General features: G+C 54.7%; 27 protein-coding genes and 1 pseudogene. 19 read left to right on the top strand and 9 right to left on the bottom strand.

What is annotated here, in order from left to right:
- The first annotated feature begins 8 nt into the window (after window positions 1-8).
- Window positions 9-1,199 (top strand): D-amino acid dehydrogenase, encoded by a 1,191-nt coding sequence (locus OH705_RS16035; protein WP_094010637.1) that lies wholly within the window; start codon window positions 9-11, stop codon window positions 1,197-1,199.
- A 101-nt stretch (window positions 1,200-1,300) separates the two neighbouring features.
- Here the strand turns inward: OH705_RS16035 and OH705_RS16040 are convergent, their stop codons facing one another.
- The 3 genes from OH705_RS16040 to OH705_RS16050 form a co-directional block, all read right to left on the bottom strand.
- Window positions 1,301-2,029, bottom strand: a complete 729-nt coding sequence (locus OH705_RS16040) for an aspartate/glutamate racemase family protein (RefSeq protein WP_267302520.1) — start codon at window positions 2,027-2,029, stop codon at window positions 1,301-1,303.
- A 17-nt stretch (window positions 2,030-2,046) separates the two neighbouring features.
- Entirely contained in the window at window positions 2,047-3,582 is a 1,536-nt protein-coding gene (locus OH705_RS16045; RefSeq protein ID WP_263158550.1) for an NCS1 family nucleobase:cation symporter-1, read from the bottom strand.
- Between the two features lie 520 nt (window positions 3,583-4,102).
- Window positions 4,103-4,540 (bottom strand): Lrp/AsnC family transcriptional regulator, encoded by a 438-nt coding sequence (locus OH705_RS16050; RefSeq protein WP_023631313.1) that lies wholly within the window; start codon window positions 4,538-4,540, stop codon window positions 4,103-4,105.
- A gap of 133 nt (window positions 4,541-4,673) precedes the next feature.
- On the opposite strand from OH705_RS16050, the gene OH705_RS16055 reads away from it, so the two are divergent.
- The 4 genes and pseudogenes from OH705_RS16055 (at window position 4,674) to OH705_RS16070 (ending at window position 8,460) form a co-directional block, all read left to right on the top strand.
- Window positions 4,674-5,573, top strand: a complete 900-nt coding sequence (locus OH705_RS16055) for a DMT family transporter (protein ID WP_267302521.1) — start codon at window positions 4,674-4,676, stop codon at window positions 5,571-5,573.
- Between the two features lie 144 nt (window positions 5,574-5,717).
- Window positions 5,718-6,875 (top strand): annotated as a pseudogene (locus OH705_RS16060) (ShlB/FhaC/HecB family hemolysin secretion/activation protein); the annotation flags it as partial.
- Window positions 6,876-7,106: 231 nt separating this feature from the next.
- The gene (locus tag OH705_RS16065) at window positions 7,107-7,505 is read left to right on the top strand and encodes a DUF6896 domain-containing protein (RefSeq protein ID WP_267302523.1); all 399 of its coding nucleotides are present in this window, start codon (window positions 7,107-7,109) and stop codon (window positions 7,503-7,505) included.
- Window positions 7,506-7,593: 88 nt separating this feature from the next.
- Window positions 7,594-8,460, top strand: coding sequence for a hypothetical protein (locus OH705_RS16070; RefSeq protein WP_267302524.1), 867 nt, complete (start codon window positions 7,594-7,596; stop codon window positions 8,458-8,460).
- Here OH705_RS16070 and nfi read toward each other — a convergent pair.
- A complete protein-coding gene (gene nfi, locus OH705_RS16075) occupies window positions 8,429-9,142 on the bottom strand; it encodes a deoxyribonuclease V (protein WP_267302525.1) in 714 nt (237 codons plus the stop codon). The two genes, OH705_RS16070 and nfi, sit on opposite strands and share 32 nt — an antisense overlap.
- A gap of 925 nt (window positions 9,143-10,067) precedes the next feature.
- Here nfi and OH705_RS16080 point away from each other — a divergent pair.
- From OH705_RS16080 to OH705_RS16145, 14 genes are all read left to right on the top strand, one after another.
- The gene (locus OH705_RS16080; protein ID WP_267302537.1) at window positions 10,068-10,319 is read left to right on the top strand and encodes a DUF2247 family protein; all 252 of its coding nucleotides are present in this window, start codon (window positions 10,068-10,070) and stop codon (window positions 10,317-10,319) included.
- A gap of 466 nt (window positions 10,320-10,785) precedes the next feature.
- Window positions 10,786-11,235, top strand: coding sequence for an SMI1/KNR4 family protein (locus OH705_RS16085; RefSeq protein WP_267302526.1), 450 nt, complete (start codon window positions 10,786-10,788; stop codon window positions 11,233-11,235).
- A gap of 342 nt (window positions 11,236-11,577) precedes the next feature.
- Complete coding sequence (locus OH705_RS16090; RefSeq protein WP_267302527.1) at window positions 11,578-12,210, top strand: hypothetical protein; 633 nt, start codon at window positions 11,578-11,580, stop codon at window positions 12,208-12,210.
- A 441-nt stretch (window positions 12,211-12,651) separates the two neighbouring features.
- Window positions 12,652-12,912: a hypothetical protein gene (locus tag OH705_RS16095; RefSeq protein ID WP_263158542.1), complete on the top strand. Its 261-nt coding sequence runs from the start codon at window positions 12,652-12,654 to the stop codon at window positions 12,910-12,912.
- A gap of 22 nt (window positions 12,913-12,934) precedes the next feature.
- A complete protein-coding gene (locus tag OH705_RS16100; RefSeq protein ID WP_263158541.1) occupies window positions 12,935-13,282 on the top strand; it encodes a DUF3969 family protein in 348 nt (115 codons plus the stop codon).
- Between the two features lie 87 nt (window positions 13,283-13,369).
- A complete protein-coding gene (locus tag OH705_RS16105) occupies window positions 13,370-13,873 on the top strand; it encodes a hypothetical protein (RefSeq protein WP_111532715.1) in 504 nt (167 codons plus the stop codon).
- Between the two features lie 221 nt (window positions 13,874-14,094).
- Window positions 14,095-14,487: a DUF2846 domain-containing protein gene (locus OH705_RS16110; protein ID WP_031314530.1), complete on the top strand. Its 393-nt coding sequence runs from the start codon at window positions 14,095-14,097 to the stop codon at window positions 14,485-14,487.
- Between the two features lie 387 nt (window positions 14,488-14,874).
- The gene (locus OH705_RS16115; protein ID WP_267302528.1) at window positions 14,875-15,210 is read left to right on the top strand and encodes a hypothetical protein; all 336 of its coding nucleotides are present in this window, start codon (window positions 14,875-14,877) and stop codon (window positions 15,208-15,210) included.
- 928 nt (window positions 15,211-16,138) lie between these two features.
- Window positions 16,139-16,831 carry a transposase gene (locus OH705_RS16120; RefSeq protein ID WP_139674983.1) on the top strand — a complete coding sequence of 231 codons (693 nt, stop codon included), beginning with the start codon at window positions 16,139-16,141 and terminating at the stop codon, window positions 16,829-16,831.
- 67 nt (window positions 16,832-16,898) lie between these two features.
- Entirely contained in the window at window positions 16,899-17,258 is a 360-nt protein-coding gene (locus tag OH705_RS16125) for a hypothetical protein (RefSeq protein ID WP_267302529.1), read from the top strand.
- A 180-nt stretch (window positions 17,259-17,438) separates the two neighbouring features.
- On the top strand, window positions 17,439-18,002 hold the full coding sequence (locus OH705_RS16130) for a hypothetical protein (protein ID WP_267302530.1): 564 nt from the start codon (window positions 17,439-17,441) through the stop codon (window positions 18,000-18,002).
- A 217-nt stretch (window positions 18,003-18,219) separates the two neighbouring features.
- Window positions 18,220-18,534, top strand: coding sequence for a hypothetical protein (locus OH705_RS16135; protein ID WP_267302531.1), 315 nt, complete (start codon window positions 18,220-18,222; stop codon window positions 18,532-18,534).
- A gap of 82 nt (window positions 18,535-18,616) precedes the next feature.
- Entirely contained in the window at window positions 18,617-18,904 is a 288-nt protein-coding gene (locus OH705_RS16140; RefSeq protein ID WP_267302532.1) for a hypothetical protein, read from the top strand.
- Window positions 18,905-18,983: 79 nt separating this feature from the next.
- Window positions 18,984-19,454 carry a hypothetical protein gene (locus OH705_RS16145; protein WP_267302533.1) on the top strand — a complete coding sequence of 157 codons (471 nt, stop codon included), beginning with the start codon at window positions 18,984-18,986 and terminating at the stop codon, window positions 19,452-19,454.
- 169 nt (window positions 19,455-19,623) lie between these two features.
- On the opposite strand, the gene OH705_RS16150 is transcribed toward OH705_RS16145, so the two are convergent.
- The 5 genes from OH705_RS16150 to OH705_RS16170 all read right to left on the bottom strand — a co-directional run bounded on the left by OH705_RS16150 (window position 19,624) and on the right by OH705_RS16170 (window position 23,608).
- Window positions 19,624-20,049 (bottom strand): hypothetical protein, encoded by a 426-nt coding sequence (locus tag OH705_RS16150; protein ID WP_267302534.1) that lies wholly within the window; start codon window positions 20,047-20,049, stop codon window positions 19,624-19,626.
- A gap of 302 nt (window positions 20,050-20,351) precedes the next feature.
- The gene (locus OH705_RS16155; RefSeq protein ID WP_023629105.1) at window positions 20,352-21,212 is read right to left on the bottom strand and encodes a glutathione S-transferase C-terminal domain-containing protein; all 861 of its coding nucleotides are present in this window, start codon (window positions 21,210-21,212) and stop codon (window positions 20,352-20,354) included.
- Between the two features lies 1 nt (window position 21,213).
- The gene (locus OH705_RS16160) at window positions 21,214-21,861 is read right to left on the bottom strand and encodes an FMN-dependent NADH-azoreductase (protein ID WP_051555769.1); all 648 of its coding nucleotides are present in this window, start codon (window positions 21,859-21,861) and stop codon (window positions 21,214-21,216) included.
- Between the two features lie 221 nt (window positions 21,862-22,082).
- On the bottom strand, window positions 22,083-22,520 hold the full coding sequence (locus OH705_RS16165; protein ID WP_104444230.1) for a PaaI family thioesterase: 438 nt from the start codon (window positions 22,518-22,520) through the stop codon (window positions 22,083-22,085).
- 11 nt (window positions 22,521-22,531) lie between these two features.
- On the bottom strand, window positions 22,532-23,608 hold the full coding sequence (locus tag OH705_RS16170; RefSeq protein ID WP_267302535.1) for an acyl-CoA dehydrogenase family protein: 1,077 nt from the start codon (window positions 23,606-23,608) through the stop codon (window positions 22,532-22,534).
- Window positions 23,609-23,615: the final 7 nt, after the last annotated feature.

Genomic DNA, 23,615 nt, shown 5'->3' on the forward strand with positions numbered 1-23,615 from the left:
ATGTGCCGATGGAGCGGGTAACGGTGATCGGTGGCGGCGTGGTCGGGCTGGCCACGGCCTATGCACTGGTGCGCGAAGGCTGGCAGGTCGACCTGGTCGAAGCCCGCGATACTCTGGCCAGCGCGACCAGCTTCGCCAATGGTGGGCAGTTGTCATATCGCTACGTGGCGCCGCTGGCTGATGCCGGGGTGCCATGGCAAGCGCTGGGCTGGCTGTTGCGCGGCGATTCGCCGCTACGTCTTCGGCTACGTTTGGATACCGCGCAGTGGCGCTGGCTGGCGGCCTTCGTCATGGCCTGCCGTACCCGGGTCAATCGGCGCAATGCCGCCCAGTTGCTGGATCTGGCCTTGCAAAGCCAGGCCGTACTCGCCCGCTGGCGTGAAGAGGACGGCCTCGATGGCTTCGCCTGGCGACGCAATGGCAAGCTGGTCGCGTTTCGAACCCAGCGCGCATTCGAGCACGGTCGCCAACACCTGCTGGACCCCGACACGCAACGGGTCCTCAATGCCGCCGATCTGCGCGGGCTCGACCCGGCGCTTGGCGAAGCCCCTTTCGTGGGCGGCGTGTTCACGGCAGACGAGGAGGTCGCCGACTGTCACCGCTTCTGCCTGCGCCTGGCCGAGCGCCTGCAGGCCTCAGGGCAGTGCCGGTTGCTGTTGGGGCGGCCGGTGACCCGGCTGATAGCGCGCGATGATCGCGTGGCCGCGCTGGAGTTGGGCGGTGAGCAGCTGGAGGTGCAGCGCCTGGTGCTCAGCGCCGGGCACCGTAGCGCCGGATTGGCCTTGCCCGGCTTGCAACTGCCGGTCTACCCACTGAAGGGCTACAGCCTGACCGCGCCGGTCGGTGCCACGCACCGCGCGCCCGAGGTGAGCATCACCGACTACGAACGCAAGATTGTCTATGCCCGATTGGACGATCAACTGCGGGTGGCGGCGATGGTGGACATCGTCGGTTATGACGAGGCGGTGGACGCCGGCAGGCTCGCGAGCATGCGCCGGCTGGCGCGCGAGACCCTGCCGCGGGCCGCTGATTATGGGCAGGCGGTGGAGTGGGCGGGGATGCGGCCGGCGACGCCGACCGGGGTGCCGATCATCGAGGCCACGCGGTATCGCAACCTGTGGCTGAACCTGGGGCATGGCGCGCTGGGGTTCACCTTGGCGTCTGGCAGTGGCGAGCGGCTGGCGAGGCTGTTGCGCTGACGAAGCTGACCCTATCGCCGGCAAGCAGGCTCCCACAAGGGCTGCAGTGTCTTGTGGGAGCCGGCTTGCCGGCGATAGGGCCTAAGCAGGCGCCGAGTCTTTCAGCGCCCGAAGCGCATCGGCCAGCCCACCACCTTCTTCGCCCTCGGCGTGGCATAGGTACGCACCTTGGAGGTGCTCAACCCCAACCTCACCAGTGACTCGGCAATGGTCACCGCCGCGCTCACGCCGTCCACCACCGGCACCCCGGTGCGCTGGCGAATCTGCTCGTCGAGCCCGGCCATGCCGCCGCATCCCAGGCAGATCACCTCGGCCTTGTCCTCGCGCACGGCGCGCTCGGCCTGCTCGACGATGGCTTCCACCGCACGCTGTGGATCGGCTTCCAGCTCCAGCACCGCGAGGCCGCTGGCGCGCACCGAGGCGCATCGTTCGTACAGCCCGGACAGTTTCAGGCGGTCCTCGATCAACGGCACGGTGCGGTCCAGCGTGGTCACCACCGAATAGGCGTGGCCCAGGTGCATGGCCGTGCTGGCGGCGGCATCGGTGATGTCCACCACCGGCACATCCAGCAGCTCCTGCAGGCCTTCGCGGCCATGCTCGCCATAGCCGGCCTGGATCACGGCATCGAAGGGCTGGTCGTAGGCCAGCACCCGGTCCATCACCGCGATGGCGGCCAGATAGCTTTCGAAATTGCCTTCCACCGACTCGGCGCCAAACCACGGGGTCAGGCCGACGATCTCGGTGCCGGGCGCGGCCACGCTGCGCGCCTGTTCGGCAATGGCTTCGGTGATGGCGGCGGTGGTGTTGACGTTGGCGATCAGAATACGCATGACGGATCTCCCTGAATTCAGTGGCTGCTGTGGTCGACGGCGATGCATTCGCCGCTGACATCGAGGTATTGGCGGTGGCGTGGCGCAATCAGGAGGTAGACGGCGGCGGCGATACCGGCACCGATCAGCCAGGAGAACGGCGCGATACCGTGGAAGTTGGGTACCAGGGCCAGGATGATCGCCAGCAGCGCGGCCGGGATAAACGCGGCCACGGCGCGCAGGTTGATGCCGCGGGTGTAGTGGTAGGCGCCGGCGGGATTCTCGCTGTACAGCTCGGGCACGTTGATACGGCCCTTACGCAGCAGCCAGTAGTCGGCCATGATCACCCCGTACAGCGGGCCGAGCAGAGCGCCGAGGCCGGAGAGGAAGTACACGATCACCAGCGGGCTGTTGTACAGGTTCCAGGGCAGGATCAGCACCGCCAGGGTGGCGCTGATCAGCCCGGCGCGGCGGAAGTTCAGGTGTCGCGGCGCCAGGTTGCTGAGCACGAAGGCCGGGGCAACGAAGTTGGCCATGATGTTCACCGCCACGGTGACGATCAGGAAGGCCAGGCAACCGAGCACCAGGAACGCGGTGTTGGGGATGCTGGCGACGATCTGCGTCGGGCTGTCGATGATCTGGCCGTTGATCTGGAACTGTGCGCCGCACAGCACCACGGTGATCGCCGCGAACACCAGGATGTTTACCGGCAGGCCCCAGAAGTTGCCGACGCGGATGGTCTTGCGGCATGGCGAGCTGCGGGCGAAGTCGCAGAAGTTGAGCACCAGGGTGCCGTAGATCGCCAGCCACAGCGCGCCGCCGGCAAAGATGTTGCGCCACATCTCGTAGCCGCTCAGGGGCTCGGCCACCGACCAGGCGATGCGCGCATCGGCCTTGAAGTACATGAACACGGCAAGGCTGGCCACGGTGAGCAGGATCACCGGTCCGGCGAACGCCTCGTAGCGGCGCACCATTTCCATGCCGTAGGCGAGGATCACCAGCTGCACCAGCCAGATCGCCACGAAGCACACCCAGCCCAGGCTCGACAGGCCGAGGATGCTGTCGTGATCGAAGGCCGCAACCTGCGGCCACACCGCCGTCAGCAGCACACGCAGCACCACCGAGGCCAGGTAGGTCTGGATGCCGAACCAGGCGATGGCGATCACCGCGCGGATCAGCGCCGGGATCTGCGCGCCGTGGATACCAAAGGCGATACGGCTGATTACCGGGAACGGCACGCCGGTCTTCTGCCCCATGTAGCCGGACAGGTTCATGAAGAAGTACACCAGCGCCGCGCCGATCGCCAGCGACAGCAGGATCTGCCAGCCGCCCAGGCCCAGGGCGAACAGCCCCATGGCGAAAGAGTAGTTGGCGATGTTGTGCACATCGTTGGTCCACAGTGCGAAGATGCTGTAGCCGCCCCAGCGGCGGCCCTCAAGTTTGGTCGGGGCGAGGTCGCGGTTGTGCAGGCGTGGGCTCAGTTCGAGGTCGGCCGGGTGGCCTTCGAGGCTGGTGGTCGAGGGTTGGGTGCTGGCAACGGAAAGTTCAGGGGCAAGGGGGAGGCTGCTACTCATTCCGGCGGCTCCTGATGCGCGTGACTGCGATGAGCGGGCGCTGGCGCACGGGCTCGCCATCTCGTCGGTGCAGGCGTTGGCATCACTGGGTTCTGGGCGCAACGGCCGCCGATGGGGCGGCGCTGCGAGTTCTTGTGTATTTATGTTTTGTTGAATTTGTATACAAAACACGAACACACAAAAGCCAGTTCCATGCCAGCGATCAACTCGCTTTCAGGTTGCCATTATTTTGAATCTATCTATTTGAAAGTTAAGTGAATGAAATAAAGGAAATATAAACTGACCAAATGAACAGGTTATATTTTTTGTCGGGTCTGTTAGTTGATCGAATGGTCAGATTTATTTGGCTGAAGTGTGTAACCTAATGGGGCGTTACCTGCGATAAGTGCACACAAAAATGGCACCTATGGTGACAATTTTGTGTACATGTTTTCTCGCAGCCTTTGGCCTTATGGCTGGCAATCCCGTCGCGTGGGAGCGGGCTTGCCCCGCGATAGGGTCTGCAACTGCAGAACCTTCCTCACTCCATCGGCGGCAGACGCCGCTTCACCGGCGTCTTCTTGATGATCGCGGTATTGGTCTCGGCCAGCACATTCAGTCGGTCGAGCAGCGTGTCCAGCTGCTCCATCGAGCGCACATGCAGGCGGGCGATGAAGCAGTCCTCGCCGGTAACCTTGTCGCACTCGGTGAACTCGGGGATGGCGACGATCTGCCGTTCCACCTCCTGCAACTGCCCCGGTAGCGGGCGGATGCGCACGATGGCCTGCAACTGGTAGCCGAAACAGCGCGGGTCCACCTCTACCGTGTAGCCGCGCAGCACGCCGCGCTCCTCCAGGCGGCGCAGGCGCTCGCTGACGCTGGGCGCCGACAGGCCGCTGATCTGCGCCAGGGCCTTGAGCGAGCGGCGCGAGTCCTCCATCAGGGCGTTTATCAGCAACTGGTCGATGGCATCGGTCATGGCTACCTCATTAGGTGATTTGCAAAATTTGCCTTGATAGTAAAGGTGCATGCAGCGATGTGCCTTGGTTATCCGCTGGAAGGCTGCCCTCTACCCTCCGCATACTGTGGCCATCGTCGACAGGAGGTGTGAGATGGACAATTCGTTGCGCCGTGGTTCGCTGGAAATGATCGCCGCCATGCTGATCTCCGGGACCATCGGCTGGTTCGTGCTGGTGTCCGGGCAACCGGTGCTGGAAGTAGTGTTCTGGCGCTGCGTGTTCGGTGCTGGCACCTTGCTGCTGATCTGCGCGGCGATGGGCTTCCTCAAACCGGGCGTGCTGACCCGTGCCACTTTTCTGCTGGCGGTGGTCAGCGGGGTGGCGATCGTCGGCAACTGGGTACTGCTGTTTGCCTCTTACTCGCGGGCATCGATCGCCATCGGTACCGCGGTGTACAACGTCCAGCCGTTCATGTTGGTGGGGCTGGCGGCACTGTTCCTGGGCGAAAAGATCACCCTGGCCAAGCTGACCTGGCTGAGCGTGGCGTTTCTCGGCATGCTGGCCATCGTCAGCGCCCATGGCGTGGGGCAGGCCAGTGGCGGCGAGTACCTGCAGGGCATCGCCCTGGCGCTGGGCGCGGCGTTTCTGTATGCCGTGGCGGCGTTGATCATCAAGCGCCTGACCGGCACGCCGCCGCATCTGATCGCCTTGATCCAGGTGAGTACCGGCGTCTTGCTGCTGGCGCCCTGGGTGAAGCTGGGCGGACTGCCCGGTGAACTGCCGGCGCTTGGCAGCCTGGTCACGCTGGGCATCGTGCATACCGGATTGATGTACGTGCTGCTGTACAGCGCCATCCAGCGCCTGCCCACGGCGTTGACCGGGGCCTTGTCGTTCATCTACCCGATCGCCGCGATCCTGGTCGACTGGCTGGCCTTCGACCATCGCCTGGCGCCTTTGCAGTGGTTGGGGGTGGGGCTGATCCTGCTGGCGGCGGCGGGCATGCAGCAGGGGTGGTGGTTCCGGCCTGCCGGCAAGCCTGCGCGACAACAGTAAAGCAATGAAGGGCGGCTTACCGGCGTAAAGGACTTATCCGGTAATACAGGAGAAAGGTGGCTTATTGATAGCATTGCTGTCCTTTAGTACCCTGCGCGGCTATTTCGCAGTGATGCGCTCGGCTTTAAGTGATGGACACGCCCCATGCCCCTTCCTACCCGCTTCCTGGCCGCAGGCCTGGCACTTTTGCCTTTGCTCGCCGGTGCCGCACCGTTCCAGACACCCGGCGACCGTGACCTGATTCGCGATCGCCAGGAAAACCTGCTGCAAGAGCAGCGCAAGCGTCTCGAGGAGCTCCAGCAACTGCCGGGAAGGCAGGCACCCCAGGCGCCTGCCCAGCCCACCGAGCAAGGGCGCTGCTTCCAGATCCAGCGCATCGACCTGCAAGGCGCCAGCCTGCTCGACGAGCCACAGCGCAAGGCGCTGCTCGAAGGTTATGAGGGCAAGTGCCTGCAGGTCGGCCAGCTCAACGACCTGCTCAAGCGCATCACCGACCATTACCTGAACCGTGGCTACCTGACCACCCGTGCCTACCTGCCCCAGCAGGACCTGGGCTCCGGCGTGCTGCAGATCATCATCGTCGAAGGCCGCCTGGAAGGGCTGGACGGCTCCGCCCTGGCCAGCCCTCGGGAAATGGCCATGGCCTTCCCCGGCAATACCGGCGAGGTGCTCAACCTGCGCGAAATGGAACAGATGGTCGACCAGCTCGGCCGCCTGCCCTCGCGCCAGGTCGAGGTGGAGTTGGTGCCGGGGCAGGAGGTCGGCGGCAGCCGCGTCCAGCTCAAGGGCCAGCGTGACAAGCCCTGGCGGGTCTCGGCCAGCCGCCACAACAACGGCGACGCCAGCAGCGGCGAGCAGCAGATGAACCTTGGCCTGGAGTGGGACAGCCCGCTGGGCCTGGCCGATCAGTTGAGCCTGCGTGGCGGGCGCGACGTGGTCAGCGACCACTGGCGCCATTCCGACAGCCATGGCCTGAACTACAGCCTGCCGTGGGGCTGGTGGACCTTCAACTACAGCTACAACCACAACTACTACCGCACCCGCGACACCTCCAGCGGTTTCCCCTTCAAGCTCGACGGCGACAACAGCGTGCACCAGTTCCAGGCCGAACGGGTGATCCACCGCGACAGCCTGAGCAAGACCGCGGTCAATGTCGGCGTCAGCCACCTGCGGGCGCGCAACTACCTGGACGACACCCTGATCGACGTTTCCAGCACCCGTATCACCGAGCGCCAGCTGGGCGTTGGAAAAGGGGACAGATTTATTTTCACTACTCTAATTTCGGATCTTGGAGGCGAACGGACCTTGCCATCATGTAGTTAGGGCGAGATTAGAGTAGCAAAAAATAAATATGTCCCCTTTCTACTCTCCCTTTCTACTCTAATTCAGGCTCTTGGCGTCCGTTGTCACGGGACAGGCCCATTTGTCCCCTTTTTTCTTAAAAATGTGCCAGTCAATGTGCATGGTGTGACTAGAGAGCAGGCAGATCAGCTTATGCGAGAAGCTGCTGAAGCTCGAGTGAGGTACTAATCCATGGGGCAAATAAATGTGGATAGTGTTTTTCGTTTTGTAGTGCTTCAGTGTCAGTTGGTGCTTGAATTTATGCGGACACACCCCGATGCAAAAGATTTGATATGGCTACTAGACTTCCCTAGGGCTGGAGAGGTTTTTGTTGGTGGCGATAAATGGCGATTTATTAGGCATGGTTCAGGTCTGCGTTTTGAAAAGATGACGGGTAAGTTGTGCTGGGTTGTGGATATTCATAAGTGTTTTGGTGATCCCAGGATAATCGATGATTGGCGGCTGCTTCAGTTCTTTGAATCATCTGGAGAGTGCGTGGATGAGACTAAAGTTTCGCTGCTGTTAAATGAGATGTGCCTGGGTGGGCACTTGTTTGACCAAGGTGGTGGGCAGTATCTTTTTGTAGGTTAATAATTTAGTGCTGTAAGAAAAAAGGACGGAAAAGGCTGAAAAGAGGCGGGGAAGGGGATGTGGATCTAATCACTGGGAGGGAATACTTATGATTATAAAGAAAGCGGCGTTGACAGAAGAGGCGGGTACATGGGTCTTTCGAGGTGCCCCATACTCTGGGGCGGCATTGGAGTTTATGGACGGAGATCTCATGTGGGGTGGCTTGTACGACAATGGCTGTTACATAGGTGATTATCGCAGCGAATTTATTTTGGAGGGTGAGTGCGTCGGAATTGAATCTGAACGTGATTACACAGGTGAACAATTTTTTCTGGGGGGTGAAGTCTATAATGGATTTGCTTATGAGTTTGCCGGTGAGGTTTGTGTCAGTGAACAGCTGTTTGAGTATGGCTGGGTTATTGCGGAGGTTACGTATTATTCAGGGGGGCAGCTTCGTTCCCTTGAGGTGGGTGAGGATGTCATACAACAATATGAGTGGTATGAGAGCGGCGATTTAATAAATGTAATGCTGTATAAGCGTGATGCCTTCATGATGTCTTTGGGCTTTTCAATGAGTAGATTGAAGCGTTTAACGTTAATGGGGGATTATTTTGGGAAGGTGTCGACGGTTAGTAACTCCATAAGATTCCCTGTGTTGAGAGAAAAGAAGGAGCTTTCGGAGCTTATATGCGGTTCTCGGTTATCGCTAAGTGGGGATGGTGTTGATGAGTCAGCTATTAAGTACTTGTTAAATAGTGAAAATTTAAGCTATGTAAAGGAGTTGTGTGTGGATCGTATCTCCGATTCGCCTGAGACTTTGGCCCGCTTGAGAACCCTTGACCAACTGAAAGAGCTGAAAGTCGCCGAAGATGAGGGGAAGCGTGATTTTTGGCGCAAGTGGTGTGCGGAGTTCAAGGCGCTTCACACGGAATGTGATGTTTACTTCAATAATCGAATGGTAGGTTTGGGGACTTGATGGGCGGTTTGTTCTGTTCGTAGAACTGCCTTCCATATCGGTCTGCAAGTCGAGTTGTTTCTGGTAATCGATAGTGGCGTGTGGCGTTCAGTACCCAGTGGCAGGCTGTTTCAAGGGAGATTCGGTGGCCGATTGAAACGAACACGGGTTTTACATTTTTTTGAGTCCTGAGTGCGCTCCCGATTAGTTCGTCGCCGTCGAACAGGCCTGATTGGCATCCCCTTTCATCAAGGGGAGGTGCGTACTCACCAATGAAGCGACTTTTTCCGCATCCAATAGTGGGTATGTCATAAAGTACCCCCACATGCGATGCCAAGCCAAACCGACGAGGGTGAGCTATACCTTGCCCGTCGCAGATGATCAAGTCAGGTCGGTGGGTTATAGTTGATAAGAGCTTTACGATAGAAGGCAGCTCTCTAAACGAAAAAAGACCAGGCACATAGGGGAACGAAGTCGTATCCGACCATGCATGCTCTTCGATGATTTCCAGGTTTTCTGCGTCAACCACAACAATAGAGGCAATGAGTGTATCGTTTTCTTTGTGGTAGGCGACATCAATGCCTGCGATACTAGAGATCGGTCCAAGCTGATCTTGCTTGACTACAAGTTCAGATAGTCGTATCTGTAGATCGATAGCCTCGCTAGGGGTTATATCCCAAGGGTGTTGTATGACTGGCTGCATGTGGACTGTTCTCGCTCAATCAAGCGGGTGAGGTTGTCGTCAACGATTCGTAAGATTATGCCATTTAAGAGGCAAATGACCAGCTGATTTACTATTGATCTTGGGCATGAAAAGCATGAAAGGGGCTAAACGTTGGGCGGATCTAGTTTTTCTACTCTAATTTTGGTCCCTATGGGGTCGCAGGGGTCAGGTAATCATGCAGGTCAAGAAAAATAAATCTGTCCCCATTTTCTAAAAGCCCCAGTATTGTTCCGGCCAATCCGAATTGGAGTCCGAAGTGAGCGAGAGTCTCGAACGTTGGAATTATCAAGTTTTGATGCTTGTTCAGGCATTGGTTGGCGCAATTTCCCATAATTTTAGAATGGTTACTATATCTTTGGAGGGCGGGGAGTGGGTTACTAGGTTCTACTTGGAGAATTATGATGAGGAGGATATAGACGAAGTTGAAGAGGTGATGTGTCAGTATGCGGCTTACCAAGACGGGGGGTTGAAAAGTCGATATGAGGTGTTAGTTGGTGGTGGAGTACTTCCTGGTTATTCGGAAGTTGGGAGGGTGGTTTATAGGCGGCGAGAGACTTTTGGCAGCTCTGAGGGGCAATAGAGACGGGAAGGAAAAGGGGACGGAGGAAAAGGGGACAGATTTATTTTTCCTACTCTAATTTCGGTTCCTGGCGGCGAACGGACCTAGCCTTCATGTAGGTAGGGCGAGATTAGAGCAGGGAAAATAAATCTGTCCCATTTTTCGAGAAAGGTTTGGCGAGCGGTTGCTTTGAAGGAGTTATTGTTAAATATAGACTCTGATCCAGTATATGAGGAAAAGGGGACAGATTTATTTTTCCTACTCTAGTTTCGGTTCCTGGCGGCGAACGGACCTAGCCTTCATGTAGGTAGGGCGAGATTAGAGCAGGGAAAATAAATCTGTCCCATTTTTCGGAGAAAGGTTTGGCGAGCGGTTGCTTTGGAGGAGTTATTGTTAAATATAGACTCTGATCCAGTATATGGGTTGATAAAATTGTCTAAATTTTGGTCGTGTTGGGAATGGCCAGCTGACGCGCCATTGTCCATGGCTTCAGGTGTGGAAGCTTTACCGGAGAATGCGTACCATTCGTCATCGAATTATAAGTACGTTGTAGATGAGCATGAGCGGTGGGTGAAAGATCAATTGTCTAATTTGTGAAAAAGGGGACTGAAAAAGGGGACAGATCTATTTTCCCTACTCTAATTTCGATTCCTGGCGGTGAACGGATCTAGCCTTCATGTAGGTAGGGTGAGATTAGAGCAGGGAAAATAAATCTGTCCCATTTTTTCGAAAAGAAGGCGCTGACGACCGAGGCGGCCGAGTTGCAAAAGCGGCTGGGCAAGCCTGTGGGAAAAGTGGGAAAAGGGGACAGATTTAATTTTACTACTCTAATTTCGGATCTTGGAGGCGAACGGACCTTGCCATCATGTAGCTAGGGCGAGATTAGAGTAGTAAAAATAAATCTGTCCCCTTTCTACTTCTTTCTACTTTTCTACTCTGTCCACTTTCTAATCTGGTGGTAAAGCGGAGTGGTGGAATATTACACCTGCTCTCGGGGTGTAGAACACCAGGGCGGCATTCATAGAGTGCAGGGGCCAGCGGAAAAAATATTTGGTAGGTAACGATGAGATACTCACTGGAGCTGCGAAGTTTTATAGATGCAATAGAGTCCTCTGATTTTTATGAGGGGGACTATGGTGATTGCATATCTGATGTTGAATCCATACTGAAGGGCGTTGATGCTTTAGATCGAAGTGGTGTGCCAACGGAATATTTGAGATTTCTTGCTGAGTTTGGATTTGGAGAGTTGGACTCTGCATTTTGTGTGAATGATGGTCCGGTAAAATACGCTTCTATTTCCGATCGAAACGTAGAGGGAGGGGAGGGACTATATTTGTTTGCGGGTAACTCCAGTGACCTATTATATGCTTTTGATGCTAAAAATAGCTGGAGGATAGTGGCGGTTAGCGCTGAGTCTGATGAGGTTGAGGTGGTGTCTGAGGATTTTTCTGATTTTATTTTAGATAAAGTTAGATATGTTAAGGAGTTGGTCGATTGGCGTGAAAATAACTAAGAGGGGGGAAAGAGAGGAAAAGGAGAGGAAAAGGAGAGGAAAAGGAGAGGAAAAGGACAGGAAAAGCAGGACTGAAAAAGGGGACAGATCTATTTTCCCTACTCTAATTTCGATTCCTGGCGTTGAACGGATCTAGCCTTCATGTAGGTAGAGCGAGATTAGAGCAGGGAAAATAAATCTGTCCCATTTTTTCTTTTTCTCTTTTCGCCTTTTTTCGAAATAACAAAGATTCGTTGATAAACGCGGAGAGAGATTTGGGGAACGCTACACGCGATGGTGAGTGTTTAATCAAGGGCTGTGTGCCGGCCGACTGTATTAAAACGGTATAAAAATAGGTTTTTTATGGAGTCGAAAACATACGAATTTTTGAATCACATTCCAAAACATGCGGATTATGCCGTGAGTGCAGGAGATTTGGATCCAGAGGATATTCCACCGGTTAGAATTGACGCCGTGCTGGATTTGCTTCGTCATGCGAATAACGATGAGGAGCACTTCTTGGCTGCGAAGTTACTGACCAGTTGGGGCATCCATGAAGGGTTGATTGCCTTGGAGGGGAGAATGGACAAACCTGGGCGCATCGAAGGAGTCTATTTCCATCGACTACACGGATACGACGACACTTATCACCAAATACTCTTGGCTGTGACTCGGTATTTTGCCAACGTGGTTGATCGTGGAGATATCGAGGCTGCGAGAGTCCAGATCTATTCCCCCCTATCGAAAATCATTGCTTTGGCGAGTAGTGAACCGTTTGAAATAGCCAAAATTTTTGACTTCTTGAGTAGTGAAAACTACTCAGAGTATGTGCCTCTTGTTGAAAAGCACCTTGTCGCCATAATTGATCATCTCGAAATACATCGCTGGAAAATTTATGATGCTATTGAGTTTTTGATGGTTTTTAATCCCGATTTCGTTGCGTCTCTATTGAAAGAGAAAAACAAGACGATTGATGATTTTAGGCCGGTGGCATAAGGGCGATAGCCTCGGTGCAAAAGCAACTGGTGCAGCTGAAGTAGCGGCTACATCTGCAACTGCACCGGAGAAAAAAGCAGGGAAAATAAACCTGTCCCCTTTATTCTTTGCTTTTTTCTTTTCTAGAAAAGTAGAAAGATATGAACTTAGTTATTGTTTATCCAAGTTGGTCGAGCTTTGGGTTTATGACCTCTCGGCCAATGAGCCTGATGCCAAGGTTCAGAAGGAACGACCTCCTTTCGGTGTGCGTGAGATTGTGGGGTGGTTGAGTGACGACGTCAGTAGTAGTGTTAGCGCAAAAGCGCTGATCACTCGACTGGAGGACTGTCAGCTCCGTGGTCAATCTGAGTACTTGGGGTTCGGCAATGCACACCACATGGCATATGCGGCAGGTCATCTGTATCTAGAGTGTGTGAGTACAGTGAGGGATCCCAGGTATTAATGACCATTGAGCAAGCTGTTTCCACTTTGAGTGACTACATGATTTTTTTACAGGCTGGCGTTCGGAACAAAGAGGCTCCACCTCAGCCGTTCATGGTTGAATACCTCGCCGAGGGAGAGAAATCTTATAGACGCTTTGAAGCGTTAGGTGGTCGTTTGGGGTTTTCGGTGGAGGAAATGAAGGGTGTGAGTCGGGCTGATCGGCAAGAAAATAAACGGAGAGTATTGATCGATAAGTCTCATACTTCCAAAAAGTCTTGATTGGGGATGGGAGGCGTATTAGGTGGCCGATGTAGCGCTGGAGGTAAAAATTTTTAACGGTGATGAAGCTGGACGATTTCTAGCGATGGCTTCGATTGGGTTGCTTTCGTCAGTCAGGGCTGGTGTCATCGAACTGGATGAAGCAGAACGCTTGTTGTTCTCGCCCGGAGCGTCAAGTGTTTTTAGAAAGAAAGGGATTTCTGCTGTTGTCTGCGATCTTGTTATGGAATGTTGCGAATTGGAGGACATACTGGGTCTCTTGCCGGATAGGTTTGATAGCGAGCTTGTACGGCTAATTGATGCTTTTTCGGAGTATTTAGCCGCCACGACACCCCTAGATGCCTATTCGGATCATGTGGAATATAGATAGTTATATACTGCTGGCAGTATCGAGGAAAAGGCGTAGACGTGGGCCTATTCCATTCTTCACCGCACTTTTCCACATTGGCGCACGAACATGAAAATAATCAAATCCTTCGCGAAATTGACAGGGCTTAAAAGGTTTGCGGCTTGGCGAGCCGGCTGGCAGGAACCAGCGTCTGTTGACCTGTTTTCCTATATTGAAGATGTCGTCAGCCCAGAGGACAGTTTGATTTTTTGCAAATGGCTGTTCCCGGATTTCGTCGTGTTCGAGGATTCGGTGATACTGGAAATGAAATTTGACGAGCCCGCATTTCGTGTGTGGCTTGATCATTTTTCAGGCGATAAAGCCGGTGTCGAGAGGATGCTGAATCACACCCATCTGTACGATGTGTTTTCAGGGTGTGGATCTGCGGTGGACGAGGTGGTTTTCGAGCAACTGTCCAATGTGCTGGCCATGTCCTGGCGAATGGTGTTGAAGGCGCAATTTCCTGATAGGAGCTTCCACGTGGAGGCTATTAACTCTGATCAGGAGTATGGCCCGGTGGTCACGTTCCATGAAATGCGTGCGACCGTCTCCATGTCGATGACCTCTGGATAGTGCCCATGCCACGAATACAATCTTTGCTCCACGTCCTGAGACTGCAGATTGACGTCAAGATGATGTCAAATTAATATCGCCTCGCTCTGCCCACCCACCGTAAATGACTACCCTTTTCGTACGCAAGGAAGCCCCCTGTGATCAAGACCCTGTTCAAAGCTGCCGCCGTTCTCTCCGTCGCCCTGTTGTACGGCTGCGCCTCCACCCCTTCGGCAAACAAGATGCAGGCGGAAGTCGCCAACTACGCGTTGCCCAAGGCTGCGGTGGCCGACAAGGCTTTGGTCTATGTGGTCCGCCCCAGCAATGCCGGGATGATGGTGCGTTTCAACGTCTTCCTCGATGACAAGGAAGCCGATTCGGAAATGGGCTACAACCGCGGCAACCAGTACATCTATTTCTACGTGACACCGGGCACTCACGTGATCAGCTCCAAGGCCGAGAACTGGGCCGACATGACCGTTAATGCGAAGGCCGGCGAGGTCATCTACCTCAAGCAGGAAGTCGAGATCGGTGTGGTCATGGCGCGTAACAGCCTCAAGGTGCTGAGCGACCTCGAAGGCCGCTACCTGGTCAAGGACGCGGCACTGGGCACCATCGCCAAAGAGAGCAAGTAAGCGCTGCCGATCCGTGTGGTGATCGGCATGAACAACAAGGGCGACCCTCGGGTCGCCCTTGTTGTTCATGCCGTGGAAAAAGGCGAAAGAAGGAGCGCGCTCCCAGCAACGCCAACTACTCAGTTCAACCAGCTCAACGCCGGCCCCTGCGGCACTGGAGAAATGGGGACAGATTTATTTTTCCATATTTTTCCACTCTATTTCCTAGCCCGGTGTGGTCGAAGGGGGCTGGCAGTCACGCAGGTAAGCTGAGATTAGAGTAGGGGAAATAAATCTATCCCCTTTTTTCAATAGTCGCCATAAGGCTAAAGTAGTATTAAATCTGGATGGCACTGTAAATGAGCCCAAGACTAAAGTGGCGCTGGAACAGAAAAGAAGGTTGCCAAAATGAATGAGTTTTCGAGCATTGATAGCCTCAGGGTGTTATTTGCTGAGATTGCTAAAAATAAAATTGAATGTCTCGAAGCGGATGGATTGCGGATAGATCATGGCGAAGACCTTTTTCTGCAACTCGCAAAATACGGGTCTCTATTGAGAGGCTCTATTAGAAGACTTGAGGAAAGTGGTGTGGATGAGTTGGCGATACAGTCTGCGTTGATTCATGTTCGGTTACATGCTATGAGCTTGTGCAGCTTTTTTGACGATATTGCTGAAGACGCAGAGCGGCTGTTGATTGAGGCCAAATGGCCAGATATACCAGAAGATTATATCACTCCGTTATGATCGGGCAAAAAGAGGAGGAAAATAGTGCAAAAAAGTGCAAAAAAGGGGACAGATATATTTTTCCTACTCTAATTCAGGCTCTTGGCAGCGAAGGGAGCTAGCTGTCATGAAGGTGGGCCAAGATTAGAGTAGGGGAAATAAATTTGTCCCCTTTTTGGTCCCTTTTGGTCCTCAATTTTTGATCTTTTTTACTCTGCTAATTTGATTGGGGGGTGGTTGATAATGCAAGAGACAGGGAGAGTTTGGACTTGACAGTTAGGAGTGCGATGCCTATATAGGTTGGGTCGGTTTTTAGTTTAGTCATAAGCAATACCCAGTCCGTAGTCGCAGTTTTGAAGTTTTCATAGTAGTCAGGCTCGACATCTCTAAGCTGAAAATTCTTATCCATGTAGTCGTATACAGTCATCAGGGAGTCAGATGCGCATTTAGAACCATCCAAGTTGGAGTGTTTATGCTTGGGTATGCATTCTTGGAGAGCGGCGTTCATCAGCTTTAAGGTATTTGTCTCTTGACTTTGTTTTGAGGATATTAAAAGGTTCAGGCGATTCTGGTACTCACTGTCGAACACCTTGAGATCTTTGTTTGATTTTTCAGGTGTCTCAAAGTGGTTTGAATTTTGACTCTGGCAGCCGCAAATAGTTAGCAAGATCGTTATCGTGAAATATATGGCTTTCATTGGGATTCTGAGTTGGCGTTAATGGGGCTCTATCGTAGCACTCCCAGATAAGTATTGATATCGTGACTTTGTCATCCAGAAGTGGAAAAGTGGACGGAAAAGAGACGGCAGGAAAAAGGGGAAAACAGGGAAAAGGGGGGCAGATCTATTTTTCCTACTCTAATTTCGGCCCTTGTGGGGTCGAAGGAGTCGAGCAGTCATGTCATTCTCCTGATTCATCAGTCGTCAAGGTGATCCAAGGAGGATGCCGTCATGCCTAGAGGTGGACGAGTACTGCTACCACACTGCCCGCATCATATTGTCCATCGGGGTCACAATCGACAGGTTGTGTTTGCGCAAGACACGGACTTTCAACGCTACTTAGCCGATCTCCGAGAGTTGAAGGATGCCTTTGGAGTGAAAGTCTATGCGTACTGCTTGATGACCAACCATGTGCATCTATTGTTGGTTCCTGATGACGCTTGCGCAGGCCTTAGCCAGCTGATGAAGACGCTGGCGGCGCGAGCGACGCGCTATCGTAATCGACTAGAGGGTCGTTCCGGTACATTGTGGGAAAGTCGTTTTAAGTCCAGCATTGTGCAGTCTGACACCTACCTGTTGGCTTGTTGCCGCTACATCGAATTGAATCCAGTCCGGGCGCGGATGACAGTTGAGGCTGGTGATTATCCTTGGTCGAGTTATTCGATCAGGATGGGGGCTGCGAAACGGCAGAATTGGCTTGATGATAATCCCTTGTTTGAAGCATTGGGGGAAACTGAAGAGCTCCGGCGCAAGCGCTACGCCGAGTTTGTGAGGCAGGCGATATCGGACGGAGAGCTTAGCCTGATTCGAGACGCTATTCAGCGAGGACAATTGACGGGTAGTAGCCGGTTCGTGGACGAGATCGCGCAGATCACTGGAAAACGTATTGAGCGAAGGAAGCAGGGCAGGCCAAAATTAGAGTAGAGAAAATTGATATGTCCCCCTTTTCGCTTTTTCGCCCTTTTTCGCGAGATTTATTCCTGAGGTGATTGTGAATTATTTAGAAATACGCTCCGAGATGGAAAAGGTATTTAAACGAGGTATTAGTGAGCGGGGCCTCACATTGTATCAGGCTTTTGGTTACGCCTATGACGAGATGGATCACTATTTGCAGTCTAAGGCTGAGGGTGTGTCCTTGGCTGCCTATGTATCATTGTTTATAATTCCCGTCAGGGCTGGGTTGAAATTTATAACGGAGGATCCCTTTACTCAGGATGTCTCCTCTGAATTTGTGGAAGTATATTCCTGTTTGCAGACTGAAGGATTTTATAAATTGAATGAAGATGGATTGGTGATGCTGGTAGATGCCAGAGAGGTCATTGACTACTTGGATAAGTTTGGATTGGTTTAGTTTGGCGCAATAAAAATACATGTGCTGTTCGGGAAAGACCGTTTTACCACTTTGAGTCCGGTGCCGATGAGGACGAAGGGGCGAGCAGTAATTAGTGGTGGGTGAAACTGGAGTGGGGGAGTTGAGTTTGTCAATTTTCCATTGGTTATGTGAATTGTTGCAAGAAAAGGATGGGTGGCAGTGAAGTTCAATATAATGTTGGTTTTGTTTTTTGCTTTGTCAGGCTGCGTAACCAATCAACTGCATTTTGCCGCCTACACTACAGACGCAGAGCTATCTTCAATCAAAAACAAAATTACTCACTCAACGATAACCAGTGTATCCGGCGACGAGCGCTGCACTCACTGTTCCGAGAGTAGTAAGGTGGTGTGGCATGCAGCCAACTACAAAACGGGTTTGTATGAGGGTTTTGCTAACGTCCCAGTCACCGATTGGTCTGAGTTTACCAAACGGTCTATCGGGTCTGATGCAGATGCGAGCATAAAAACCAGAGTCGAGATTGACCGGATTTTCGTCAAGACTTGGGGAAGTCCTGAGTATTATGCGTGCGAGGCCAGACTCTCGGTGTATGTTGGAACGACCAAATATACGGGGCAGTCGCGTGTAAAAATAAAAATGGCAGGCCAGGAGTTGGTTGGTCGGGATTTGGTCTATCTGAAATCCGAGACATTAAATGCTGTTAGTCTTGCGTTGAAGGCAGCTTACATAGATGCATTTGGTAGGATTGAAAAAATTTCGCACTGAATTAGTTATAAGGAAAAAAGGGGGCGGATCTATTTTTCCTAATCTAATATCTGCCCTTGTGACGTCGAAGGGGTCGAGAAGCCAACGAGTGTTATGACGACCGGATAAGGGGGCAGATTTATTCTTCCTTAATTATTGATTCTTGCCGTTCGCTGTCACGGGGCAGACCTATTTGTCAATTTTATTTGTAGGGTAAATAATGACTGGTGTTTCGGAATTGAATGAGTTGCTTATTGCCAATAATTGCTTACGTTCCATGAGCATGCAGTTTGATGAAAATACAATGGCCTATGATTTGTCTCTATTAATTGCAGCGTCTGAAAATGCAGGGGCTGATGCGGTACGTATCAGCTTTATTGATGTAAGCCAATTTACCTCCCGAGATCTTGGTGGCGGATTAACGCAGTTGATGCACATGAGCGTGAATAAGGTTGATGCTGGTTTTGATAGGGTGCGTTATGAGTTTTGCGAGCATGAGGATGGGAAGTTGTCCTTCTGCTTTTCGTCATTCTCGGTTGAGTGTGTGGAGTGAAAGCTATTGTGCTGACTTGCTGTAAAGGGGCGGATAGATCTATTTTTCTCCTTTTGCCTTTTAGCCGTAAGTGAGAGATCTAATGACTGCTTCATGGTTCAATGAATGTATAAGTCCATTTTTAGAGGGGTGCTCTCTGGAGTACTCGTCATGCTCTGGCGGGGATTTTGGTGATCTTGAACGGATAGAGTTGGAAGGCTTTGGTAAGCTTGGAGCTGTAGAGTTTTGGTCCAAGGGTTGGGTTGGAGTTGATATCTATAACTGTGCCCTTGAAGAAAAAACTATGAATGTTTTGTTTTCGCCAGAAGAGCAAGGCTCTGTACGTCAGGCTTTTGAAAGGCTTATAGAAATATTCACGCAGGATGTCTGATGCAAAAGGAGGAGAAGCACCAGGCCAACCTGTCTGTTTTTTCTTCGCCAGTGGCTAAACTTCTGTAGGGTGTTTAAAAATGAGTGATCAAAAGCTGAGAGAGCAACCAACGGTTGATAGAATTGAAAACCTAGTTTCTGATCTTGCTGTCAATAGGAGTAGTCGTTCTGAGAACGCCCTCTGCAAAGAAATACGACCGTTGTCAGGTAGTAAAAGAATGGAGGTTGTACAGGCACTGGCCAGCTTTAATGTTCGTCTGGGTGCAGATGTTGCAGCTCGAGTCCACTTGCCAGTTTATTATCAAGTGCAGTTGGTTAGAAACCTGCTTGCAGATGGTGGAAGTAATACAATCAAGCAGTTCGTTGTGCGGCTGTTTGTACATCGAATGAAGACGGCTGTGGTTATAAAGGAGTTGATGGCTGCGAAATATAAGTATCCGAATGCGGTGAGCTTAATGGCGTACTACTATTCAACTCTCAAGAGGGTTCGGTGTCGTGCTCAAAAAGATGCCCTTTTTTTGCTGAGGGATTTCAGAACACGTGGGGTTTAGATGGTCACGTGTTAGCGGCTGCCATTCCGGTATGGCTATTTTAATTATCGTATAGTCGTGTTCTGGTTTTATGCTCTGTATCACTAGAGTCTAGCGTGGACTGGATTGAAACCTGCAGCTCCAAATGGATAAAGCCCCGCACGAGGCAGGGCTTTGAACGCGGCAATTTTTATTTGAGGTAACTGTTCTGGCGCATCCGCAAGCTGTAGATCCAGACAGCAACCAGCAGCATTGCTTGTAGGGTGCCCGGGAGTACGTACCAAAAAGCCTGCGGGTAAAAGCTCGCCGGAAGGCGAGAAATTTCTGGGAACATGAGCGGGATCAGCGTCAGGCCAAAGAGCAGTGCCCCAAGCAGGCACCATACGGACTTCGCGCTGCGCCTGTACAACAACACGCTGCTTGTGACGAGTAGAATGCATGACAGTGCTGGAGGCACCAGCATAATCATTGCGAAATCACCCACCCTTGCCATTTCCCATCCTTCGCTGACTAACCAATAGGCAATTTTGCAGGTGATGAGCAGGCAGTAGATTACCGCAACCGTGATTAGCATCGGACGTGGGGCGTTTCGTACCTGAGGTGCACTTTTTTCCATAATTTCCAGATCTCATGGCGTGGCGGGTTAATCCGGCCAAAGTGCGCAGTCTACTGGAGGGTTGGTGGATCTTGAAGTGGCCTGAAACACCATACTACTTTTCGTACAATGCTTAATTGCACTCATCTGTAAGCTATGCGTTCAAGATGCTTGGAGTTTGCTCTCGACTTAAGCCGCCGGGACTGCCTTGCAGCCCTTTCGCGGCAAAAGGCCGCTCGTACAGGGGGATGCGGCCTCCTGTAGGAGCGGCCTTTTGCCGCGAAAGGACCGCAAAGCGGTCCTGCTCCGCAAACGCCAACTGCTCAGTTCAACCAGCTCAACGCCGGCCCCTGCGGCACGATCCGCGTCGGGTTGATGTGGTTGTGCGAGTAGTAGTAATGCAGCTTGATATGCGCCATGTCGATGGTGCGGTAGATCGCGGGGATCTGCGTCAGGCGCACCAGGTACTGGTACAGCGCCGGGTACTCGGCCAGGGTCTTGTGGTTGGCCTTGAAGTGCACGTAGTACACCGCCTCGTAGCGGATCAGCGTGGGCAGCAGGAACAGGTCCGACAGGCTCAGCTTGCCGCCCACCAGGTACGGCTGCTTGCGCAGCCGGTGCTCGAGGGTGTCCATGGCCGCGAAGAACTGCTTGTAGGCCTCGTCGTAGCTCGCCTGGTCCGGGGCGAAGCCCATGTGGTAGACCATGCGGTTGATGTTGGTGTGCAGCCACTGGTTGAGCTCGACGATGTCGCAGCTGGAGCGGTCGGGCACCAGGTCGATCGGGGTCTTGGCCAGGGGCAGCAGGCGGGTGGCCATCTGCAGCGCCAGCTCCGCCGAATCGTTGTGCACGATACGGTTCTGCTGGCGGTCCCACAGCACCGGCACCGACTGGTTGCCGGTGAAGCCGGGGCGCGAACGTTCGTACAGGCTCGACAGCAGGGTTACGTCCTTGTGCAGCGGGTCCTGGTCGTGCTCGTCGAACTCCCAGCCCTGGTCGTGGCGGCGCGCCGCCACCGAGGTTACGTCCAGCGCGTCTTCCAGGCCCAGCAGGCTCTGCACCAGGTGCACCCGGTGCGAGAACGGGCAGGCGTGGGAGATGTACAGGTGGTAGCGGTTGGGCTCGGCCACCAGTTCGCTGAGGAACAGCTCCTGGACCGACGGGTTGTCTTGGCTGCGGGTCATCTTATCTCCCTACTGCGGTGGCCAGGCTTGGGCATGGGCGCTCGCCGAGGGCGGCGATGCTGTGCTGGATCTTCAGGTTGGCGGCGGCCAGGCCCGCGGCCAGGCTTTCTTCGCCCATGCCCAGGCCTTCGGCGTAGATGAACTCGACGCTGTTCAGGCCGACGAAGCCCAGGGTCTGCGACAGCCAGCCGGCCAGGGTGTCGGTGCCCTGGCTGTAGATGCCGCCGCTGGCGTTGAGCACGTGCACCGGCTTGTCGTCGAGCAGCCCGACCGGGGCGCCGTCGACATAGGTGAAGGTGACGCCGCCACGCACGATGTAGTCGACCCAGGTGTGCAGGATCGACGGTGCGCCGAAGTTGTAGCGCGGCAGGCCGATCACCACGCGGTCGGCTTCCTGGATTTCTTCGATCAGCTCGTTGGACAGCTTCAGCGCCGCGGCCGCCTCGATGCTGCTGGCGTCACCGCCGAACAGGGCGTCCATGGTCACCGCATTGAGGTGCGGGATGGGCTGGGCGTGCAGGTCGCGCACCGCCACCGAAGCTTCGGGGTTGACCTCTTTGAGCTGCTTGAGGAAGTTGTCCACCAGTTGGCCGGAGAAGCCGCCGTCGGACTTGATCGAGGAGCGGATGACCAGGACCTTGTGATTCATTGCGCGAATCCTTTCTGTGATGTGTGTGGCATGCAGTCTTGAGCAATCGGGCGGGAGTGAAAAGCGCAGATAATCAGGGTTTTACCCTTAAGGTTGTCATGTATCGGGAGGGGCTTTGCGTTGAAAAGAGCGCATGGAAACGAGCGCGGGGCAAGCCCGCTCTCACAGAGGGTGTGAGAGCGGGCTTGCCCCGCGAATGAAGGTGATGTGCGATTACGCCTTCACCACTCCCGCTTGAGCCTGAACTTGCTCAGCTGCGCGCTGGCGATGCGGGTCTGGCTGCCGTCGGCATTGATCCGCCAGGCCTCGGCCTGGGTGAACATCAGGTTGCGGCCGTCGCGGATCACCTTGGCGTGGAACAGCACCTCGGTGTCGCGCGGCGTGGCCGACAGCAGCAGGGTGTTGAAACTGTTGGTCAGGGCGTACTCGTCGGGCCCCAGCAAGGGCAGGGTGGCGAGCATGCTGGTGACGTCGAGCATCGAGTAGATCACCCCGCCGTGCAGGGTCTGGCTCAGGTTGTCGATGTCGGCGTTGACGGTCAGCCGGCAGGTGCACTGGCCGGGGGACTGCTCCAGCATCTCCAGCCCGCAGTAGCGCTGGTAGGCGTGTTCGAGCAGCGCGCGCGAGTGCGCGGCGGCGTGGTCGCTGATGGTGCTCATGGTGTGATCCTTCACAGGTGCCGGGCAATGATTTCCAGCATGATTTCGTGGGTGCCGCCGCCGATGGCCAGCAGGCGGGCGTCGCGGTGGATGCGTTCGACCAGCGAGGGCTCGACGCAGCCGTGGGCGCCATGCAGTTGCACGGCGTCGCGGGCCAGGGTTTCCAGGGTCTGCACGGCGCTGTTCTTGGCGATGGCGACCTGGTGCGCGTCCAGGGTGCCTTCGGCCTGGCGGGCCACGCAGGTGTCGACGAACTGGCGGCTGACCGTCAGCTGTGCGTAGTGCTCGGCCAGGCGCTGGCGGATCACCGACTTGTCGAACAGTGCCTTGCCGCCGACCTTGCGGCTCTTGCACCAGTCGATGGCGGCTTGCAGGGCCATGTCGGCACTGGTGATGGCCATCACCGCCAGGTTCAGCCGCTCCTGCTGCAGGCTGGCCTGCAGCAGGCGGCCGACACCGCCTTTCTCGGTCAGGCGGATGGCCGGCACGTTCTCCAGCTCCAGGTCGGCCAGCGGCAGGCAGCGCCAGCCCAGGGCGCGGCGTGGCGTATGGCGGATGCCGGCGGCCGAACCCTGCACCAGGAACAGCGCCAGGCCGTCCTCGCAGTGGCCGACCATCAGCAGCCAGTCGGCGCGGGTGGCGTTGCAGATGAACGCCTTGTGCCCGTTCAACCGGTAGCCGTCGGCCTGGCGCGTGGCGCGACACTCCAGGGCGCGCAGGTCGGAGCCGGCCTGGCGCTCGGTGATCGCCAGGGCGATGCTCTGGCGGCCGTCGAGCACCGCCGGCACCAGGTCGTGGACGATCGGGTGGCCGGTGGCCTGCACTGCCTTGAGGCTGACGAAATGCGAGCCCAGGCCCATGGTGATGCCCTGGGCGCCGCTGCGGGTCAGTTCCTCGATGAGCACGGCCACCGCCCGTGGGTCGTCGGGCAATTGCCGATGGTCGTGGCCCAGGCCCAGCAGGCCGGCGGCGCCGGCCTCGCGGTTGAGCGCGGCGGGGTAGGCGCCGAGCTGTTCCCAGGCATCGATGTTCGGCGTGATCTGCGCCTGGACAAAGGCTTGCAGGCGCTGGCGGTATGCGTCGGTCATGGCGGCC

Source organism: Pseudomonas sp. BJa3 (assembly GCF_026343815.1).
Taxonomy (GTDB): domain Bacteria; phylum Pseudomonadota; class Gammaproteobacteria; order Pseudomonadales; family Pseudomonadaceae; genus Aquipseudomonas; species Aquipseudomonas soli.

Coding starts and splice junctions, on each gene's coding strand:
- OH705_RS16035 (WP_094010637.1), top strand. CDS start 9: ATGGAGCGGGTAACGGTGATCGGTGGCGGCGTGGTCGGGCTGGCCACG.
- OH705_RS16040 (WP_267302520.1), bottom strand. CDS start 2,029: ATGCGTATTCTGATCGCCAACGTCAACACCACCGCCGCCATCACCGAA.
- OH705_RS16045 (WP_263158550.1), bottom strand. CDS start 3,582: ATGAGTAGCAGCCTCCCCCTTGCCCCTGAACTTTCCGTTGCCAGCACC.
- OH705_RS16050 (WP_023631313.1), bottom strand. CDS start 4,540: ATGACCGATGCCATCGACCAGTTGCTGATAAACGCCCTGATGGAGGAC.
- OH705_RS16055 (WP_267302521.1), top strand. CDS start 4,674: ATGGACAATTCGTTGCGCCGTGGTTCGCTGGAAATGATCGCCGCCATG.
- OH705_RS16065 (WP_267302523.1), top strand. CDS start 7,107: ATGGGGCAAATAAATGTGGATAGTGTTTTTCGTTTTGTAGTGCTTCAG.
- OH705_RS16070 (WP_267302524.1), top strand. CDS start 7,594: ATGATTATAAAGAAAGCGGCGTTGACAGAAGAGGCGGGTACATGGGTC.
- nfi (WP_267302525.1), bottom strand. CDS start 9,142: ATGCAGCCAGTCATACAACACCCTTGGGATATAACCCCTAGCGAGGCT.
- OH705_RS16085 (WP_267302526.1), top strand. CDS start 10,786: ATGAGATACTCACTGGAGCTGCGAAGTTTTATAGATGCAATAGAGTCC.
- OH705_RS16090 (WP_267302527.1), top strand. CDS start 11,578: ATGGAGTCGAAAACATACGAATTTTTGAATCACATTCCAAAACATGCG.
- OH705_RS16095 (WP_263158542.1), top strand. CDS start 12,652: ATGACCATTGAGCAAGCTGTTTCCACTTTGAGTGACTACATGATTTTT.
- OH705_RS16105 (WP_111532715.1), top strand. CDS start 13,370: ATGAAAATAATCAAATCCTTCGCGAAATTGACAGGGCTTAAAAGGTTT.
- OH705_RS16110 (WP_031314530.1), top strand. CDS start 14,095: ATGCAGGCGGAAGTCGCCAACTACGCGTTGCCCAAGGCTGCGGTGGCC.
- OH705_RS16115 (WP_267302528.1), top strand. CDS start 14,875: ATGAATGAGTTTTCGAGCATTGATAGCCTCAGGGTGTTATTTGCTGAG.
- OH705_RS16120 (WP_139674983.1), top strand. CDS start 16,139: ATGCCTAGAGGTGGACGAGTACTGCTACCACACTGCCCGCATCATATT.
- OH705_RS16140 (WP_267302532.1), top strand. CDS start 18,617: ATGACTGCTTCATGGTTCAATGAATGTATAAGTCCATTTTTAGAGGGG.
- OH705_RS16145 (WP_267302533.1), top strand. CDS start 18,984: ATGAGTGATCAAAAGCTGAGAGAGCAACCAACGGTTGATAGAATTGAA.
- OH705_RS16150 (WP_267302534.1), bottom strand. CDS start 20,049: ATGGAAAAAAGTGCACCTCAGGTACGAAACGCCCCACGTCCGATGCTA.
- OH705_RS16155 (WP_023629105.1), bottom strand. CDS start 21,212: ATGACCCGCAGCCAAGACAACCCGTCGGTCCAGGAGCTGTTCCTCAGC.
- OH705_RS16160 (WP_051555769.1), bottom strand. CDS start 21,861: ATGAATCACAAGGTCCTGGTCATCCGCTCCTCGATCAAGTCCGACGGC.
- OH705_RS16165 (WP_104444230.1), bottom strand. CDS start 22,520: ATGAGCACCATCAGCGACCACGCCGCCGCGCACTCGCGCGCGCTGCTC.
- OH705_RS16170 (WP_267302535.1), bottom strand. CDS start 23,608: ATGACCGACGCATACCGCCAGCGCCTGCAAGCCTTTGTCCAGGCGCAG.